The sequence below is a fragment of the Nocardia pseudobrasiliensis NBRC 108224 genome (assembly GCF_001613105.1).
In the GTDB taxonomy this organism is placed as follows: domain Bacteria; phylum Actinomycetota; class Actinomycetes; order Mycobacteriales; family Mycobacteriaceae; genus Nocardia; species Nocardia pseudobrasiliensis.
In genome coordinates this window covers 425,952-442,367 of the sequence record NZ_BDBS01000004.1, presented here as the reverse complement: position 1 = coordinate 442,367, position 16,416 = coordinate 425,952, and the positions used below count along the sequence as shown (strand labels likewise).

The window sequence follows — 16,416 nt, the reverse complement described above, 5'->3', positions numbered from 1 at the left end:
CTCACGGCCAGGCTGTTGCGAGGGGGTTGATCTCGATGTCAGCGGTTCGTGCTGTGTTGCGTCCGTGGCCAGTTGGACAAGGAGACTGTCAGTGAGTGACATCGACACCAGCGCTTCTGCCGCGGACCGCGAGGCGCCTGAAGGTCTCACGCCGATTCCGTTATTCCAGATCGTGCAGGGCGGCTGGGCAGCGTCGACCCTGGCCGCGGCGCTGGAAGTCGGCCTGTTCGATGCCGCGGCGAGACCCGGCGGACTCACTCGCGGCGAAGTTGCGGAGCAGTTGGGCATCGAGGATCGGCCTGCGGACATCCTGCTGGCGGCCTGCACCTCCATGGGGTTGCTGGCCAAAGACGGTGCGCGATACCGCAATTCACCGATTACGCCGAGATCGTGAGCAGCAACGCCGAAATCCGTAAGGGGACTTTCCTACGACCACGGCCTGTCTTTCTGCCACCGGCCGCGACCATCGGGAACCCTTCACGCACAACGGGTCCACCTGAATCGGTCGCGAGGCGCGAACAACGCTACGCGCTGAACAACGCGTACCTTGACGCGCGATCTTGATTAGCGCAATCCTCATTGATGCCTCGCTCGTCGACGTCAACCTGACGTACATCCGCTACGGCGCGATCAGGTTCCACCCCGCCGCCCAGCGATTAGCACTGCACCAGACTTCAGAAGTTGTCGACGGCAGAGGCTGGAATGAGTCTCCGTCCCGGCCCGACAGCAGATTGGGCCTGCACCCCGCGCCGGGCCGGTCACCTGCTGTCGAGGCCAGAGTGTGTATGCGCTTCGGAACCTGAAGTGCGATCGATTCCCCGGAAGGTTCCGAATCTGCGATCAGGGGAGAATGGGAGACCAGACGGTGGATTTCGGTACTGGAGTGTCTCTTCCGATGTCGAAATCGCTGGTCATGCAGGGTGGCACCGAGACGAAGGCTCGGCGAGGATCTCAACCTAGGGTTGTCCCTCTTGGCCCAACACCTGCTGCTGGTGGCGCTGAGCATCTCGCCGGACAACAAGCCATCGAGATGGGAGCCCGCACCTATCTCCCTGTCCTCGGCCGGTTCCTGCAAGTCGATCCGGTGGCAGGCGGCTCGGCAAACGACTACGACTACGTCAACGGCGACCCGATCAACAGTTTCGACCTGGCCGGAACCATCAGCTGGAGCGGCGTAGTCGATATCGCCACAAACGCGGCCGAAGTGGCGTCGTTCGTGCCCGGGCCGATCGGAACGGTCGCGGCCGGCGTCGCAACAGCGGGCCAACTCGCCCAGGGGAACTACGCAGCGGCAGCCGCCGACGCCGTGGGCATGATTCCCGGGGGCAAGCTGGCAGGCAGTATCGTCAAGGGTGTCGAGAAAGAGGCCCCGGCAGTAGAGAAAGCTGTCGAAAAAACCTCCTTCGTCGGACCCAAGAACTACTCGGAATATCAAGACGTGACCAAGGGAAACTCGGTGCCGAATCGCAAGACGGACACGACCCGAGGATCTTTCGAACGAAATCTCGAGCAAAGTGGATGGGAGAAACCTAGAAAGGAGGACCCAAGAATGTGACTGTATGGGAGAAGGGCGGAGGCAAATACTCTGTGCGCGACGATGCGAAATCGACTGGCGGTCCGACCGCGGAGTACACCGGACCATTCTCCAAGTCGCCGGACACAAAGATCAGGCTGGGCGACATCTGGTGCCGAATAGGCCCTCCTCTCACTGACGACGTAGGTCGCTCCCGGACTCGTTCCGTGAGCGACCTCGTACTAGAGTGCGCAGGCCGGTACATGGTGAACTGCCGAGCAGACCTAACCAATCCAGAGGAAGCAGCCCAGACGAGTGACCTGATTCGCCACGGCGAAGACCGGCTAATTAATTTCAATGATTTCGATTTCGAGCCTGGCAGTGGCAGCGCCTACCAATGGGTTGACATCAAAATATTCAACATATTGGACAACGCCGTCGATGATCGCGCGATAGTACAGGCGATCATTAGTGCACCCGAATTCCAGGAGAACTATCAGGACGACGGCCGGGAGATAACCGTGCACGACCCGTTCCTGATAGAATACTTCACTCCGAATATTTACCTGCCCACAGACGCAGACGCCATCGAACAGCTGTTGACGGAATGGACGGCCCGATGCGGAACTCTTCCTAACCTCCTCAAGATGGAGCTGGAAAGCTCCATCATATCTCGAATCCGCTCCGCCTCCAGCAGATATATACTTGGAGAACTCGAGCAATCGGCTCGCTGTTGGTTCATGGACGACAGTGAGACCTATCACGAATTCCTGCTGATAGATCGCTCTGCTGGGGAAGTGGCTCTGATCCTCGCGTCCGATGATTGAACCCTCACGGACCTGGACGACAGTGAGATCGGAAATGACCCGGCAGTGGTCTGCCACGGAGTGGAGTGCGGCCGGCAAGCGCACCCGCCGCGTCGGTAACCATCACGGCGACAACCGTTCTCACGGGACCCTCATTTGAAACGAAAAGGAGATCTCGCTAGACGATACCGGCCACTCAGAGGCTGCGGTGTCTTGCTTCGAGGAAGCGGTCCCGAGCACGGCGAGGGCTGGGCATCACGGAGCACAACGCAGGGGATACTCGATCGTATGGATGTGCCTGAGCCAACCGACTTACAGCCTAATCCGGGTACGGGTACGGGTGCGGGTGTGGTTTCGGCTGCGCGCCATGAGCGGGGGACAGGCTATGCGGTGCCGGTGATCGTGACAGTCCAATTGGTCGTCGCCGTACTCGCGATCGTGGTCCGATTCCTCGTGCCCGGGTATCTCCTGATGGCGATCGTGCTGACGCTGGGTGCCCTGGCTCTGATTGCACTGGCGCCGATGATCGTTGCCACCCTGGCCGGGCTCTTCGTGGTGTGGCGCGGGAATTGGTCGCTGCGAATTGTCGCAGCGGGTGTGATAGCCCTGATGGATCTGGCGCTTTTGACCTCGGCACTGACCATCCCCGACGTCGTCGACGACTACGACACCACCGAGGTTCCGATCACCAACCTGATCCACGGACGGCACGAACTGTCCAAGAAGGCCGTCGCGATGTTCGAGACGATCTCCGAGCGGAGCGTGCAGTGCTATCTGGTGGCCGCAGCGCTCACCGTCTGCCTGGCTGTCGCTGTCTGGTGGCGCGCGCAGCACTGGCAACTGATCAATCGCACGGGGCGGTCCACGGGCCGCTGAGCGGGTGATCTTTGAAGGGGCAGCGTGCAGATCCGGTGTGTTAACGTCCTGCAGTACGCGGTGCTGGTCGCACTCCGCCATAGCGTTTGAGCAGGTCCCGCACGGTCGATGGATGTCGGCGCATCTCCCGGGCCAGTACTTTCACCGCTTGCCCGGACCGCCATCGCTGCCATACTTCGTCGACTTCGTTCTCCGACAACAGGGTTCTCGCCATCGCGCACCGCATCCCTCGGCATCTCGAGAAACACAGCGTTGCGATCACCACTCGAGAGCACAGGCAATACCGGACGTTCTGCGCCGCAGTCGATCTCGCCGCAGAACGCCCGTGCGGTGTCGATATCGGACGATGGATCCGGGCGGATGATCTCGGCTCGTCGTTCTGCCGGGTCGCGTGCGTCGGTCGGTCGCGGGCACGGGACTTCACGGGGCTCCGGCACGAGATCAGTTGTTCTGCAGCGCAATTCGCACACCCAGCCCCACCAACAAGGCACCCAACACCGTATCGATGGTCCTGCGCACCCGCGTGTGCAGGAACACCTGCCGTAGTGTGGCGATCCCGATGGCCAGCGTCATGAACCATGCCAATGTCACCGATGTGGTCACCACGCCGATTTCGAGGGCGTCGATGCCGGTCGGAGTCGCCGGGAGGAACTGTGGCAGCAGCGCCACGAAGAACACCGCCACCTTCGGGTTGAACAGGTTGTTGAGCAGGCCCTGCCGGAATGCCCGGGGCAATCCTGTGGGGCGGTCGGTCGTATCGGTTGCCGTCTCGTAGTCACCGCGGCGCGCGGACATCAATGCCCGAACACCCAGGTAGAGTAGATAAACCGCGCCAATGAGCTTGACGACGGTGAATGCGATCGCCGACGCCGCCAGCAGCCCGGCAACTCCGACTCCGGTCAGCGCGGCCCAGACGAACACTCCGAGCGCGATGCCCGCTCCACATGCCATTCCGGCGCGACGTCCGGACATCAGCGAATGACGGGTGACGATCACGAAATCCGGGCCCGGCGCCATCGCTCCCAGCAGCATCACGCCGGCGACGCCCAGCGTCTGTGTAGTCGACATCACCGCAACATTTTCGCCGCTCTTCCGACGATTCACCAGAGCTGCGCTATCGCGCGTCGATCCCGAACGCCTTGCGCCGCAAAGCTGGATGGGAATGCGGTTCGGCCAGCGAACCGCCCATAACATAGTCGCACTCGATCACCTGCCGCTGCGGGAGATCCTGGTCTGCCTCCTCGCTGAACATGCCGATCACCAGCCGCCCCGAAGTCGCGACCAGGAACTCGAACAGGTGCGCCAGGAACTGCTCGCGGTCACGCTCGGGCACATACTCCAGCCCGGTGCGCACCACGTCGAAGCGCCGCAGCGGACGCCAGTCGTAAGCGTTGCCAGCCCAGATCCAGTCTGCCCACTGCGGGCAGCGCTCGCGCGCCAGGGCGGCCAGTGCAGCAGAGATATCCACTCCCTATGGCTCGACGCGGATACGTCGTATGCCGCCATACAGTGAGCATCTCCATCAGATGGCCGTTGGCACAGCCGACGTCCAGGAAACTCAGCGCCCGGTTACCGTTCGCCGGCAACGCCCGCACGAGCGGACGGCGTGCCGTCTCCCCACTGCGCCGCGTCCCCGGTGTAGCCGGACTGTGCGAGTGGATCGTCGGTCGGCCGATACGCCGAGTCGATCCGTCGTAGATTCTCGTCTAGGAAATTACTTGCCGATTAGGAAAGTGCTTGCCATGATTGCAGGCATGGATGCTCGGGAAGCGCAGCAGCACCTGCAGACCGCCGATACCGCCTACCTTGCCTCCGCGTCGCCGATCATGCCACTGGTGGTCGCCGTGCCCGGTGGCGTGATGATGGGGGCCGCGGTGGCGTTGATCGGCCAGTATTCCGCCAACGGTGTCGTGCGATTGTTGTACTGGGCTGGCGCGATCGCGTTAGCTGCTGCCGCGGTGGGCCTGATCCGGTGGGTCCGGCGTCGACGTGGGCTCTTTGGAGTTCGCGGGCCCGTCCGCGAAGAGAACAGGGCTCTGCTGGCCAGCGCTCTGGCCATGCTGGTGATCGGGCTCTGCTCCGGCCCGGGCTTGGGTGGGATCTACCTCGGGCTCGGCGTCGTAGTCGCGGTGTTCACTGCGGTGGCGCTTTACAAACCCCGGTATCTGGTGGCGTTGGTGCCGAGGCGGTGGCGATGAGCCCGGCTCTGGATCCGGCCCTGCACTCAACCACGCGGCTGATGCTGGCCAGCTACCTGTCCGGGTGTGACAGTGCCGAATTCCAAGCCGTGCAACAATATTGCGGGCTCAGTCCCTCGAATCTGTCCAAACATGCCACAGCCCTGTCGGAGCTGGGATACGTCCAGATCGACAAAGGATACGTCGGCAAGCGACCGCGAACCTGGCTGTCGCTCACCGCTACCGGACGAAACGCCCTGCACGACCACGTGGCGGCCCTGCAACAGATAGCCGCGGCCGCGGCCACGGCCGGGCAACGGACACCCTGAACCGTCGGGACTCGATTCTGCTGAAAGCTGACCGCCTCCAGAGCGCCGCCGACCGATCCCGCCCGCACCGCGGCAGTATCGCTCACTCTTGTTGGGTAGAGTCTGTACGCCTTTGGTCCGCTATGCTCGGGCGGCGGTGATGGTGTGGTTGTTGAGTTTTCGCCAGGCTGCCATGGTGAACACGACTGCGCAGGCGAGTCCCATCCAGAAGGGTGCGGCGAGACCGAATTGGCTGGCGAGCAGTCCACCGAGAAAAGCTCCGAGGAACAGGCCGGTAGCACCGACGAGACGGTAGACGCTGTGCACTCGGCCGAGAAGGTCGAAGGGCACGAGTGTCTGGCGTAGTGAGGCTCCGATGGTGGTGAACACCGACAGGTGGATGGAGAAGGGGATGAGGATGGCCACGGCGACGGCGGCGCTGTGGGTCAGTGCCATCCCAACGTACGAGGCCATCTCGATGAGCAGGCCCACGCGCAGCGTCGTGCCTGGGCCGAGTGCGGCGATGATGCGAGGGGCAGTGAGACCACCGCAGACGCCGCCGAGTGCGGCGGCGAGGAGCAGCACCGCGTAACCGGTATTGCCGACGCCAAGCCGTTCCCGGGCGATCAGGACCAGCAGGGAAAAGATCGCGCCGAGACCGATATTGGACAGTCCCACGGTGAGCGTAAGTGTGCGGACCAGGGAGTTTCGCCACAGCCACCGCGCGCCGTCAACGACCGCGGCAGCGAGGTGCTGCCGGGTGGCGGTGGGGGCTCGGCGGTTGACCGTGGCCGGTAGCGTGCCTGCCAGGACGGCGACTGCGACGAGACCTACGGTGTCGACGAGAAACGGTGTCCAGGCGGTGATGCCGAACAAGGCGACGCCGAGGGGACGGGCGAGCAGTTGTTCGGTGACCGAGCGGGTGGCTTGCAGGCGTCCGTTGGCGCGTTCGAGTTGGCCGGGTGCGACCAGGGCGGGAATGGCGGTGGCGGAGGCGTTGTCGAAGACCAGACCGGCGCAGCCGACGACGAAGAAAGTGATGTAGAGCAGCGGCAGGCTCGCGTGGCCGGTAGCGACGGCCGCGCTGACGGTGCCGAGCATAGCGATGCGGACGACCGTCGCGATGACCATGAGGCGGCGGCGGTCGAGTCGGTCCACGATGGCTCCGCTGGGCAGCCCGAACACGAGAAACGGGGCGATCTGGGCGATCATCAGTCCCGACACCGCTATTGGGTCGCGGGTGATCGACACGGCCAGCAGGTTGGCGGCGATCCGGGTCACCCCGTCGCCGAAGCTGGAAAGGGTTGCGGCCGACCACAATAAGCCGAATCCCACGCCGAGGCGTGTCGTCGCGGTGGTCGTGCGCTCCATCGACACAACGTTATAGCGGCCGGGCCCGGGCAGCTCGCCGACGCCCGCACATCGGCATGTGCGTGCGTTGGAAAGCCATGGGAGCCAACCAGTCTGGACGACTGACCAACGCGCGCACCGCGGCATGTCAGTGCGTTCGATATCGCTCGAACGCACTCAGTTCGACAGGAGCCCGCTGACCCAGCGAAGCGGACTGCGAGGGGGGCTTCAGTTCGGTAGGCGACCGACACTGCAGAGGTTGGCGTCATAATCACCCAGGTTCACCAACGACAGCCGCTCGTCCCAACAGTCCCAGCTGGCCATCTTGCGGCTGGCCCAGTAGTGGTTGCTGTAGCTCATGAGTTCGCCCGTGTCCCAATGCTCTTCAACCTGATCGGGCGAGCCGAAGACAGCAAGAAACTCATCGTACGAATTCAAGTGCGCGAAGTGCGCAAGATGCCCCCGACGGTCGCCTGTCAGGGCAAACCCAACGATGATCCCATCCTTGACCAGATAGCTCCTGTAATCGGCGAAATGGACCATGCCGCTTGCCTGGACGACACTGTCGATCACCTGTGTTCGAGAGAGTAACCGACCATTCTCGTCGTAGTAGTCATGCCGAGCCCCACCCGAGGATCTGGTTGTCCGCACGATCGGTGCGAGCGTGACCTGAGTGACCTGGTCGCGTTCGATGTGCTCGGCGGCAACCGAGCCGTAGGGAACACCAGCGAGGCTGAGGATTGATAGATCGAGGTGAGCTTGTGTGAGAACATCCAACTCGTCCAAGATCTCGATCACCCGACCGAAGCTACTGCCCGAACAGATCTTCCTGCAACCGAGAAACAGCTGTCTGAACACTCGCTCATCGGCATAGAAAGACGTTTAGTGCGTCGGAAATCGGTGCCGGGCAGGCGATCTGGGCGACTGACCAACGCCCGCTCCGAGCCATGTGTGGACGTTGTTCCGCGCTGGATCTCGGCGGTGTCGGAGCGCCAGCGCAGTTCGTCAGGCGTGTGGTGTTGGCGGTGGTGAGTCACCGACCGAGCCGCTGCAGGAAGTCACTGTCTGTCGGTCGACACCGTCCGCACCCGGCACCTTCCTGTGCCTACAATCGTGGCTCGCGCCAACATGATTGGGGGACTCTCGCAATGGACCAGAACTGGCCGACATCCGAACCTACCAGGGTCGAGCCTCCTCGTCCTGTCACCTCGAATACCCCTCCAGCAGAGTATGGTTCGCTTCCGGATGAGTTTCTACACTGGTCGGCGGCCTTCGGCGTGGTCGCGCCGACCGCGACGATTTTCGCGAAGGCATTTCTCGAATCTCTTGGAGAGCGTGCCGCGGACGGAGTCGCCGGACTGCCGAGCAGGTTACGTCAGCGATGGTTCCGCCGCGAAGCCACCTCTGGTCCCGCCGAACTGGCTGCCGTGCTCGATGTCGACAACGGCGGCACCGCAGCGATTCTCGTCACCGCTGATCTGCCGGACGAAGCACGCTTGGCCTTACTCGATCTCGACGCCACCGATCCCAGCGTGCAAGGCAAGATCCTGGGATGGAGCGCCGAACTGCAGCAATGGACCAGTGTCACGGCGCCCACCGAGCAGGTCACCCCGCCAGACCACTACAACGACTGATCGGCTCCCTCGGTCAGCCAGCGCCGCACAGTCCCGAACTTGCCTACCACCGCCGCCTTCTCCACGCCGCCGTCCGGCCTGCGGCGCTGGGCCTTGGTGATATTCCCGCTGACTGCCGAATACCCGAGCGCGACGGTCACGCCGTCACGCTCGAGTTCCACATCCGTCGCCCCAGCGGCGGCGCGGCGCCATCCGTAGAAGGCGGCCGCGGCCGATATTTGTTCGATCTGGTTCAGGCTGCCGGTGATCGGGCGCTCGCTGAGCAGCGCCACAGTGATCTGGCCGCCGCGGTCCCACAGCTCCCGCGAGGAGATACCACTACGGGCGATCCCCGCTCCGTGCCATCGCCCGTCATCACCGCGCTGATACGGACGCGGCCGCACATCCCACTCGCTCGCTGTCTGGATCACCACCGAATCAGCGCCGAACGCCTCCAGCTCGGCCACATTCGACACCGTTGACGTCCTGGTCGACTTCACGGGTGTCGGCCGCGCCGCAGGTGCGGGCTTTGGCTGCACTGCGGCAGCGCCCTCGGTGATCGACGTGGCGAGTACCGCGTCGTCCAGGTCGCTGGGCAAGGTCGACCACTGTCCGCATTCGCACGTAGTGGTTGGACACCGCGGTACCCAGCTCGGCCAGATCAGTAGACGCGTCGTCCATCAGATGGTCGACCGCACCTTCGATCAGCAGCATCGTGTCGATCTCGCGGAGCCGACGGCTCAGGCGTTGACCGGCGTGGCAATAGTCGCGCACCGCGTCTTGGATCCGCTCGACCGTATGCCGCTGGGCGCGATCGAGTTTCGGCACGACGGTCGGAAATCGGGCCACGTTGTCCTTCTCGTTCATCTGGCTCGCTCCCGTCGAGGCTGGTTCAGACGTCGATGATTCGGGTCGTTATCGGCGACTGGAAGGCACTCGTGTACTGCCACTGCCAGCATGAACACCAGTAATCGTCACGCTACCTGCTGTGGCCGGCGCCTGGCGGCACCGAGGTCGACTGCCCCCTGCGGCCGGTTCTGATTCACCGGGGCGCTCGGCTGCCCCGGTGGTGCGGGTTTCGCCCGCCGGTTCAGCGGTATCCGACAATAACCGCGCGGTCGAGAAGAGGACGTAACCGACCATGAGGAGGGTGTCATGGCAGCCAAGAGCTATCGCTCCGCCGAAACGGGCGAGTACGTGACCGAGGAGACGGCGGCAGACAATCCGCGGACGACTCTCGGCGAGGACGAGCCTCATGAGGGTGACCAGCGGCGTGACCGGTCGGCCATCACAGGACACTTCGTGAAGCCGGAAACCAGCCGACGTCATCCGGACACCACCGTGACCGAAGGCGAGTGAATCAAAACGCGGGCGGCCAGCCATCCGGCCGCCCATCGACCCGCCTCAAGTCCGTCCGCTGCTCGCGGTGGACCGGTCGGAGGGACTGATTTCGCGGTCCGCGACGCTGGAAGGTCTGCTGCTCAGGCGGATGCGTTGACGTAGCTGAATGACTTGTCCACCGAACGATCTATCCGAACACCAGCGATGGGCAGATGCTTCTTTCCCCGACAGGCTGCCGTGCCGATGTGCGGCGCGGCGCACGCCAGGCTGTTGCGGCGACGGGTATTCGGACGGGAGCTTGAAGCCTATGTCGGCAGCGGGTATTTGGTTCGTGCTGCGGCGTCGCATCAGGCGTGAGTTAACGGTGGGCGTACCCGCCCGCGTTCCATACGATCGTACGGAAGCCGTCTACCGAGAATGGGTGCCGCGCACGGATTTCGGGGGATGGGGGATAGGGCCAGTAACAGACGCCGCAGCGGTGGCAGTAGAAGCCGGCGCGCCAGACCGCGAATGCGGCGCCGCGCCCGCGGGCGACTCGAGTGTTGCGACGTACGCGCTGAGAAAACGCGACGAAGACGAGGATCGAAGGAACGGCCCCCGCCAAAACCAGGGCATAGCTGAATGCCAGTGACAACGCGCTGGGCGGGTACGTGCCGTGGTAACTATCGACCCCCGCTGGCGGTGAACGCGGCAAACCCGATCGGTGGAATCGCCAGAAGTAACGCGAGGAGGAACAATCGTCCGGTCGGCACCTGACGTGGTTCGAACGCGAGTGAGGCTGCCAACGCGGTGCTCGAGGTCCGCGCGGTCACACTGGTTCCGATCACCGGGACTAGACCGGACGAGGCAACGCCGATCCCGGTGTAGTAGCCGGTCTCGTGGGTCGTGGCGACGCCAGTGGCCCGCAGGGCGGGGATGCTCTGGGCCCAGTCCTGGCTGTGGCAGGTCGGGCAGGCGAGATCGTTGACCATGTCGGTGTTCCATCCCGGCGACGTCGTCGCGGGCCGCTGAATGGTGTTCGGACTCAACGATTGTGCCCGCTGGTGGTGGTGCTGGAGTGAAGGTTCATTCCATGGAACACCTGCCGTGACGAATTGTCGAGAGCGCTGGACGTGCGTCGGAGGTTGGTGTTGGCGGATGCGTCGCTCCATCGGAACTCCTGGAAGCTCGACAGTGTGGAATGGCGGGTTTGCCGAACATATGTTCGCCTGGTTGGGTATCTCTCAGGGGGTGGATCGGTTAGGGCCAGAACTGAGAGACTCGATTGCGGATGCGTTGCGGAAGGCCACGCATCCGCACTCCCAGCCCTATGGGCGTGCTCTTGTGATCGAGGAGATCCTGCGAGCAGTGGAAGACGAGCTGGCTGATCCCCGATACGACCGCGCTGAGTGCCGAAGTGTTCGTGAGATCACTCTGGAAGCGATGAACCATGGCCGCCGGATGACTTCGTGACCCGTGCTAGGGGGCGCTGGTCTCATCCTCGCCTGGGTGTTGCGTGGGTGGCGCGATGTCGACTAACCAACTCTTTCCGAATTTGCACGGGGGAGTGAGGACGCGAGCGCCGAAGCGCGTTGCCCGAAACTGGCTTCCCGCGGCCATCGCATCCACCCGCCCACGATGCCCGCTTCGGGGTCCGAGGGGAGCCGAACGGGCCATCGAAACAGACCGAACTTGATAAATACGGGAGCTAGTTCCGGGCGTTGCCGATGTCGAGATGATTTCCGTGCCTTGAGTTTCCGGCGTTCAGGGTTGGTTGTCGCGGTCGATTCCGAGCTGCGGCAGGTCGAGTCGCAACGTCCGGTGCCGCGCGTCGAGATGACCGTGATACCTCAGGTCCGAGGGCGTTACCCCCAGAGCTATCAGTGTCGCCGCCAACTGCTCGGTAGCGGCGGCTATATGCCCCGGCTCAACTCCGGTCTCTCCGAACCGCAGTCGCCAGACACCCCCGTGTTTGGTCCATTCGCGCACAGCACGGCGAGCCACAGCGGTGTCGCCGAGGGTGGCGGGCACTTCGAGCCACAGCCCGCTGTCCTCGTTACAGACGGTGACAGCGCGGTCCGGGTCGGACGCAGAACGCAGGCGTACCTGGAATCGTGCCGGAAGAGTGGGAACATCGACGCACAGCGCAGACAATGCGGTATGGGTACGAGTGCGAACGTCGTCCCAGTCGGCGATCGAGTCGGGCTCGTGATCCGACGGCGGGACCGCCCAGTTGACCGCACACCACACCGGGTGAGGTTCCTGTCGTTCGACTCCGTCGCTGTCGACGCGTATCAGCTCCAGCACGACTTGGTCGCTGTCGAGCCGCAACGACCAAGTCGTCTCGGGCCGTTCCCATACCATGCGCACCCCCGGGCCGTACCGCCCAGCCGGGACCGCACCGTGCCCGCTCCAGCAGGTTGCCTCGGCGCCGAGATCGTTCGCGAGCATCGACCACGCCGAGCGGATGAAGGCGACCTCGGCGTAGTCCGGTCCATCGGCATAATCCATGTCGAAGTCGATGCCGTGGGACAGGTTCACCGTCAATTTGACCGCCCGCATGGGATCGGCGTTCGACATCATCACCGTCGCCAGCCCAGCGCGCGGTCCTGGGGCCAACTCCCAGTCGACGACCTGTTTGCGCCACAACGCCGGGTCACGCACCCGGGGCGGGTCCAGCGGGCACGGCTTCCAGCCCACCGTCGACAGGGCATCTGCCACCTCACCCATCGACCAGCCGCCGAACTGCAAGGGCGACAGGTGATCCACGAGGTCGCTGAATCGCTCATCCGAGGACCAGTATCGGTATTCCTTGCGCGGCGGGGCATACTCGCCTGCGCGTCCGCCATCGCGGTCAGCGTTTGTTCTCCAGTCCTCCGGGTCGAGCACAGTCGGCTCCGGCTCGCGGATCCGCCAGCTGTTCCAGGCCGCCGCGGCGGCCCGTTCCGCTACCGATTTGCTCCATCGCCACACGAGACGTCCTCCCCTAACGTTCGGATGCTCAGCCCCACTGCACCTTTCACCACATTACTTTCTACAGGAAGTTCTTCCTTCGGAAGCCGCAGCGGACGTACGGGGTGATCGCCGACTGCCCAACGTGCGTGCAGGGCTCTATCGGTATCGTCGGCGAACGGTAGGCATTTTGCCGGTCGATCCTGACGGCGCAAAAGCCCGCGCGCCTCGAGGTCGGTCGCGCCGACATCTGCGCCGACGGCACCCGGCTCGACCTCTACGCCATCCCAGCCGACGACGAAACCGACGAGATCGGGCCATACAGTGACGCCGTCCGAGCCTGGTACCTCATTGAACCGGCCACAACCCGACAAGATCTCATTCAAGCATGAGCAGTTTGTTCACAGGCATGAATAGGGTGCGCTGTTGCTGGGCCGTTCTGCGGTAACGGCGGGTCGGCGGTCTCGGTATTGTGAGTTCGTATGGCCGACAACGAAATCGAGATCACCGCGGACCTGGTCCGCGACCTACTGCAGGAGCAACATCCTGATCTTGCGGGGGTTGACGATCCGTGAGGTGTCGGGCGGCTGGGGCAACCAGATGTGGCGCCTCGGAGACGAATTGGCCGTGCGCATGCAGCGCATGGACCCAACCCCGGACCGCCAGCTCGAGGAGAGGCGATGGCTACCTGTGCTGGCTCCGCGCCTGCCGCTGCCGGTGCCGACCCCGGTGCGGTTCGGTCAACCGTCCGAGCGCTTCCCCAAGCACTGGACCGTGATGACATGGGTTCCCGGCGAGCCGCTGGACCACGCCACGATCAGCCGCGGCGCTCACGCGGCCGACACCCTGGCACGTTTCCTCCGGGCGCTCCATGTGCAGGCCCCTGCCAACGCACCGATCTCCAGGGACCGCGGCGCCCATCCCAAGGACTGCGCCGACGGCTTCGAGAACTTCTTCCAGCCCGTTGCCCCCGACGATATCGCTGGCGAGGTCCGGGCTGTCTGGGACGACGCCGTCGCGGCCCCCGCGTGGGAGGGCCCGCCGGTGTGGGTGCACGGCGACCTCCATCCCGCGAACGTCGTCGTCTCGGACGGAACGCTGGCGGGCATCGTCGACTTCGGTGAAATGTTCGCCGGCGACCCGGCGTGGGACCTCGCCGCCGCATGGGTGCTGCTGCCCACGGGCACGGCCGCACGATTCTTCGACCAGTACGCGCAAGCGGACGAGGCGACGATCCGGCGTGCCCGCGGTCTGGCCGCTCTGAAGAGTCTGTTCCTGATGCTTATGGGGCACAACGGGGACCGGGGCCTGCCCGGCGGCAAGCCGCACTGGGGACCTGTCGGTCGAGCGGCGCTTGACCGTGTTCTGAACGGAGTTTGACGCACACGCACCGACGTAGTTCGTCCGCTCGACACGTCCGGGCAGCCGGACACGTTCACCGGTAACGTCAGAATTCCTTACCGTGTTCGGACGGGTGCCGGACTCCAAGGCCGGCGGCGGAATTGACGGCAGTTCGTGGGCGCGCAGGCGCACCCTCAGTGCAGACCGAGGCCTGACGTGTGAGGGCCGCGGGCGTAGTGCACCGCCGACTGCATTTGAAAGGCGGGAAGATTGCGCCCGCGTTGGATGATGATCGAGGCATCGAACGCGAAGGCGGTCAGGCGGTGCCCGCGCGGCGATCGCTGAGCTGGCCGGACCGCGGCGAGACGACTGACCGACAAGGTCGAGAACCCGCCCGCCGGATCCGACCCGGCGAAATAGGTCAACGGGGTTCACTGCGAACAGTTGGCGTCGGCGACCCGATATCAGGGGGCACCGAACGGTGTGTCGGATGAGAGGCGTGGAGTCAGGGGTGGGCGTACCCGCCTGCGTTCCATACCTTCCCGCGGAAATCGTCTACTGAGATCGGTCGCCGCACGGGGGAGTTGAGCTGATGGCGGATATGGCCAGTAGCAGACGCCGCAGCGGCGGCAGTAGAAGCCATAGCGCGAACGCGGCGCCACGACCGCGTGAAACTCGAGTGTTGTGGCGTACGCGGCACCGGAAAATCGAGAAAGCGACAAGGGTGGGAATCGCGAGTACGAAAGTGATGCCGAGACCGACCATGAGTGACATGGCGCTCCACAGAAGCGTCGGCTAATCGATCCCAAGATGGGTTTTGACGTTCGTCAGGGTCGCCGCGCCAATGGCAAGGGAGGGAATCACAAGCAGTGAGCCGAGCAGAAGTGGTCGCGCGGTGGGCACGTGGCCTGGCTCGAACACGAGGGCGCCGGTTAGGGCGGTGCGATGAGCCTGCTCCATGAGCGTCGCGTCCAGAAACGGGACCAGACCTGAAGGGCTGATACCGACTCCGAAGAAGTTGTCGGTGCCGTGGACGGTCGACACCCCGGTGGCCTGGAGGCCGGGGATGCTCTGGACGCAGTCTTGGCCGTGGCAACTCGGGCAAGCGAGGTCGTTGGCCATGTCGGTGTCCCATTCCGGCGATGTCATTTTTTTTGGGGGGCTGGTGAATACCGTTCGCGGTCGACAGTTCAGCTCCCTCACTGATGCCGGCGCGAAAGTTTTCTCAATGGAACACCGACCGCTGGGGAATGCCGATACCGCTGGATGTGCCGGTGAGTGGAACGAATGATGGTGTCGCTGCATGAAATCCTCCGTCGGGACGGGGAGCGAGCGCACTGGGACAAATTTCGAACGTGAGTTCGACTTGGGTGCACGCTGCGGGCAGGGATCGTTTGGATCCGGGATGCACAAATTGTGTCCGGTTCCACTCGCGCGCGATGGAACTTCCTCGGCCATGCGGCGAAGTAATAAGGGGGACAGGGCGGTTGCGCAGTTCGACATATTTACGGCATTGGTGTTATGTACCCTGCACAAATTCGATCTATCGCGCCGTCGTTTAGGTGGGAAAGTTTGATCTTGGCGATTTCAGCGCGGTTGACAGGATGCCGTCCGGGTGGATCGAACTGGGACAAATTGTGTCACCACGAGGATGGTCGGTGTTCGCGGTCATGCGCCGCTGGGGGCGAAAGTTATTCCTGTGCCGCATGTTTCGTGCGCACGGAGGTGGTGATTTCTGTCGACGCGGAGACCCGAGGGCGGCGATGCTGCTGATTGTTTGCTAGATGTGACCATTTGGAAGTTTTCTCGGTATGGGCGGCGCTGGCAGCGTGGTTTGCTGGGTCGTGACTGCGGCTTTCGGGCTGGCGGGTGGGGTTTTGTCCGGATTTGCGTGTGATGCGGCTGTGCTGCACAGTCTTGCTCGCGTCGGGGACCTGAGGAACAGCTGAGAATTCGGTACGGCGCGGTCATGTGGGGCGTTCATCTGTCGCTGGCGCTGACCTGTCTGGTTCTTCGGGTCTCCCGTGATCGAACCAGAGATTTGCGGGTGTGCAATGTGTCCGTGGTTTCTGGCGTGTACCGACAAGTGGCCGATGAGTCGTCGTGCAGTCCACAAGATTGCGGCGGTTCGCGGCCGGAGAAGAAGGCAGCAGCTGGTGC

General features: G+C 63.7%; 20 protein-coding genes. 9 read left to right on the top strand and 11 right to left on the bottom strand.

All coding sequences use genetic code 11. The features are described from left to right. Window positions 1–91 precede the first annotated feature (91 nt). From NP4_RS41550 to NP4_RS06895, 4 genes are all read left to right on the top strand, one after another. Window positions 92–394, top strand: coding sequence for a methyltransferase family protein (locus NP4_RS41550; protein WP_067993559.1), 303 nt, complete (start codon window positions 92–94; stop codon window positions 392–394). A 501-nt stretch (window positions 395–895) separates the two neighbouring features. After that, window positions 896–1,555, top strand: coding sequence for an RHS repeat-associated core domain-containing protein (locus tag NP4_RS06905; RefSeq protein ID WP_169813677.1), 660 nt, complete (start codon window positions 896–898; stop codon window positions 1,553–1,555). Between the two features lie 185 nt (window positions 1,556–1,740). Beyond that, window positions 1,741–2,340, top strand: coding sequence for a hypothetical protein (locus NP4_RS06900; RefSeq protein ID WP_067993551.1), 600 nt, complete (start codon window positions 1,741–1,743; stop codon window positions 2,338–2,340). A 375-nt stretch (window positions 2,341–2,715) separates the two neighbouring features. Then, entirely contained in the window at window positions 2,716–3,195 is a 480-nt protein-coding gene (locus tag NP4_RS06895; protein ID WP_147287886.1) for a hypothetical protein, read from the top strand. A 441-nt stretch (window positions 3,196–3,636) separates the two neighbouring features. Here the strand turns inward: NP4_RS06895 and NP4_RS06890 are convergent, their stop codons facing one another. Both NP4_RS06890 and NP4_RS06885 read right to left on the bottom strand, forming a co-directional pair. Beyond that, on the bottom strand, window positions 3,637–4,299 hold the full coding sequence (locus tag NP4_RS06890; protein WP_245997271.1) for a LysE family translocator: 663 nt from the start codon (window positions 4,297–4,299) through the stop codon (window positions 3,637–3,639). Window positions 4,300–4,309: 10 nt separating this feature from the next. After that, complete coding sequence (locus NP4_RS06885; protein WP_067993543.1) at window positions 4,310–4,663, bottom strand: class I SAM-dependent methyltransferase; 354 nt, start codon at window positions 4,661–4,663, stop codon at window positions 4,310–4,312. Window positions 4,664–4,937: 274 nt separating this feature from the next. On the opposite strand from NP4_RS06885, the gene NP4_RS06880 reads away from it, so the two are divergent. Together NP4_RS06880 and NP4_RS06875 are read left to right on the top strand one after the other, a co-directional pair. Further along, a complete protein-coding gene (locus NP4_RS06880; protein ID WP_147287885.1) occupies window positions 4,938–5,393 on the top strand; it encodes a hypothetical protein in 456 nt (151 codons plus the stop codon). Continuing rightward, a complete protein-coding gene (locus tag NP4_RS06875; RefSeq protein ID WP_067993792.1) occupies window positions 5,390–5,701 on the top strand; it encodes a transcriptional regulator in 312 nt (103 codons plus the stop codon). Before NP4_RS06880 ends, NP4_RS06875 begins: the two co-directional genes overlap by 4 nt. Window positions 5,702–5,821: 120 nt before the next feature. On the opposite strand, the gene NP4_RS06870 is transcribed toward NP4_RS06875, so the two are convergent. Next, window positions 5,822–7,207 (bottom strand): MFS transporter, encoded by a 1,386-nt coding sequence (locus NP4_RS06870; protein ID WP_147287884.1) that lies wholly within the window; start codon window positions 7,205–7,207, stop codon window positions 5,822–5,824. 51 nt (window positions 7,208–7,258) lie between these two features. Continuing rightward, window positions 7,259–7,828, bottom strand: coding sequence for a hypothetical protein (locus tag NP4_RS06865; RefSeq protein WP_147287883.1), 570 nt, complete (start codon window positions 7,826–7,828; stop codon window positions 7,259–7,261). Between the two features lie 350 nt (window positions 7,829–8,178). Here NP4_RS06865 and NP4_RS06860 point away from each other — a divergent pair, with 350 nt between their 5' ends. After that, on the top strand, window positions 8,179–8,664 hold the full coding sequence (locus NP4_RS06860; RefSeq protein ID WP_147287882.1) for a hypothetical protein: 486 nt from the start codon (window positions 8,179–8,181) through the stop codon (window positions 8,662–8,664). Here the strand turns inward: NP4_RS06860 and NP4_RS06855 are convergent. Further along, window positions 8,652–9,110: a hypothetical protein gene (locus NP4_RS06855; protein ID WP_067993533.1), complete on the bottom strand. Its 459-nt coding sequence runs from the start codon at window positions 9,108–9,110 to the stop codon at window positions 8,652–8,654. The genes NP4_RS06860 and NP4_RS06855 overlap by 13 nt on opposite strands. Further along, entirely contained in the window at window positions 9,082–9,510 is a 429-nt protein-coding gene (locus NP4_RS06850) for a hypothetical protein (RefSeq protein WP_067993532.1), read from the bottom strand. The genes NP4_RS06855 and NP4_RS06850 overlap by 29 nt, the downstream gene beginning before the upstream one ends. A gap of 288 nt (window positions 9,511–9,798) precedes the next feature. Here NP4_RS06850 and NP4_RS06845 point away from each other — a divergent pair, with 288 nt between their 5' ends. After that, the gene (locus NP4_RS06845; protein WP_067993531.1) at window positions 9,799–10,002 is read left to right on the top strand and encodes a hypothetical protein; all 204 of its coding nucleotides are present in this window, start codon (window positions 9,799–9,801) and stop codon (window positions 10,000–10,002) included. A 644-nt stretch (window positions 10,003–10,646) separates the two neighbouring features. Here NP4_RS06845 and NP4_RS40755 read toward each other — a convergent pair. The 3 genes from NP4_RS40755 to NP4_RS40750 all read right to left on the bottom strand — a co-directional run bounded on the left by NP4_RS40755 (window position 10,647) and on the right by NP4_RS40750 (window position 13,301). Further along, the gene (locus tag NP4_RS40755; RefSeq protein ID WP_147287881.1) at window positions 10,647–11,135 is read right to left on the bottom strand and encodes a hypothetical protein; all 489 of its coding nucleotides are present in this window, start codon (window positions 11,133–11,135) and stop codon (window positions 10,647–10,649) included. Window positions 11,136–11,727: 592 nt separating this feature from the next. Then, entirely contained in the window at window positions 11,728–12,852 is a 1,125-nt protein-coding gene (locus tag NP4_RS06830) for a hypothetical protein (RefSeq protein WP_147287880.1), read from the bottom strand. A gap of 59 nt (window positions 12,853–12,911) precedes the next feature. Further along, window positions 12,912–13,301, bottom strand: coding sequence for a hypothetical protein (locus NP4_RS40750; protein WP_147287879.1), 390 nt, complete (start codon window positions 13,299–13,301; stop codon window positions 12,912–12,914). Window positions 13,302–13,476: 175 nt separating this feature from the next. Between NP4_RS40750 and NP4_RS06825 the strand changes: the two genes are divergently transcribed. Beyond that, window positions 13,477–14,295: an aminoglycoside phosphotransferase family protein gene (locus tag NP4_RS06825; protein ID WP_245997258.1), complete on the top strand. Its 819-nt coding sequence runs from the start codon at window positions 13,477–13,479 to the stop codon at window positions 14,293–14,295. A 155-nt stretch (window positions 14,296–14,450) separates the two neighbouring features. Here the strand turns inward: NP4_RS06825 and NP4_RS06820 are convergent, their stop codons facing one another. Further along, on the bottom strand, window positions 14,451–14,681 hold the full coding sequence (locus tag NP4_RS06820) for a hypothetical protein (protein ID WP_067993524.1): 231 nt from the start codon (window positions 14,679–14,681) through the stop codon (window positions 14,451–14,453). Window positions 14,682–15,051: 370 nt separating this feature from the next. Further along, window positions 15,052–15,378, bottom strand: coding sequence for a hypothetical protein (locus tag NP4_RS06815; protein WP_147287878.1), 327 nt, complete (start codon window positions 15,376–15,378; stop codon window positions 15,052–15,054). Window positions 15,379–16,416 lie beyond the last annotated feature (1,038 nt).

Coding starts and splice junctions, on each gene's coding strand:
- NP4_RS06905 (WP_169813677.1), top strand. CDS start 896: ATGTCGAAATCGCTGGTCATGCAGGGTGGCACCGAGACGAAGGCTCGG.
- NP4_RS06880 (WP_147287885.1), top strand. CDS start 4,938: ATGATTGCAGGCATGGATGCTCGGGAAGCGCAGCAGCACCTGCAGACC.
- NP4_RS06875 (WP_067993792.1), top strand. CDS start 5,390: ATGAGCCCGGCTCTGGATCCGGCCCTGCACTCAACCACGCGGCTGATG.
- NP4_RS06860 (WP_147287882.1), top strand. CDS start 8,179: ATGGACCAGAACTGGCCGACATCCGAACCTACCAGGGTCGAGCCTCCT.
- NP4_RS06850 (WP_067993532.1), bottom strand. CDS start 9,510: ATGAACGAGAAGGACAACGTGGCCCGATTTCCGACCGTCGTGCCGAAA.
- NP4_RS06845 (WP_067993531.1), top strand. CDS start 9,799: ATGGCAGCCAAGAGCTATCGCTCCGCCGAAACGGGCGAGTACGTGACC.
- NP4_RS40755 (WP_147287881.1), bottom strand. CDS start 11,135: ATGGAGCGACGCATCCGCCAACACCAACCTCCGACGCACGTCCAGCGC.
- NP4_RS06815 (WP_147287878.1), bottom strand. CDS start 15,378: ATGGCCAACGACCTCGCTTGCCCGAGTTGCCACGGCCAAGACTGCGTC.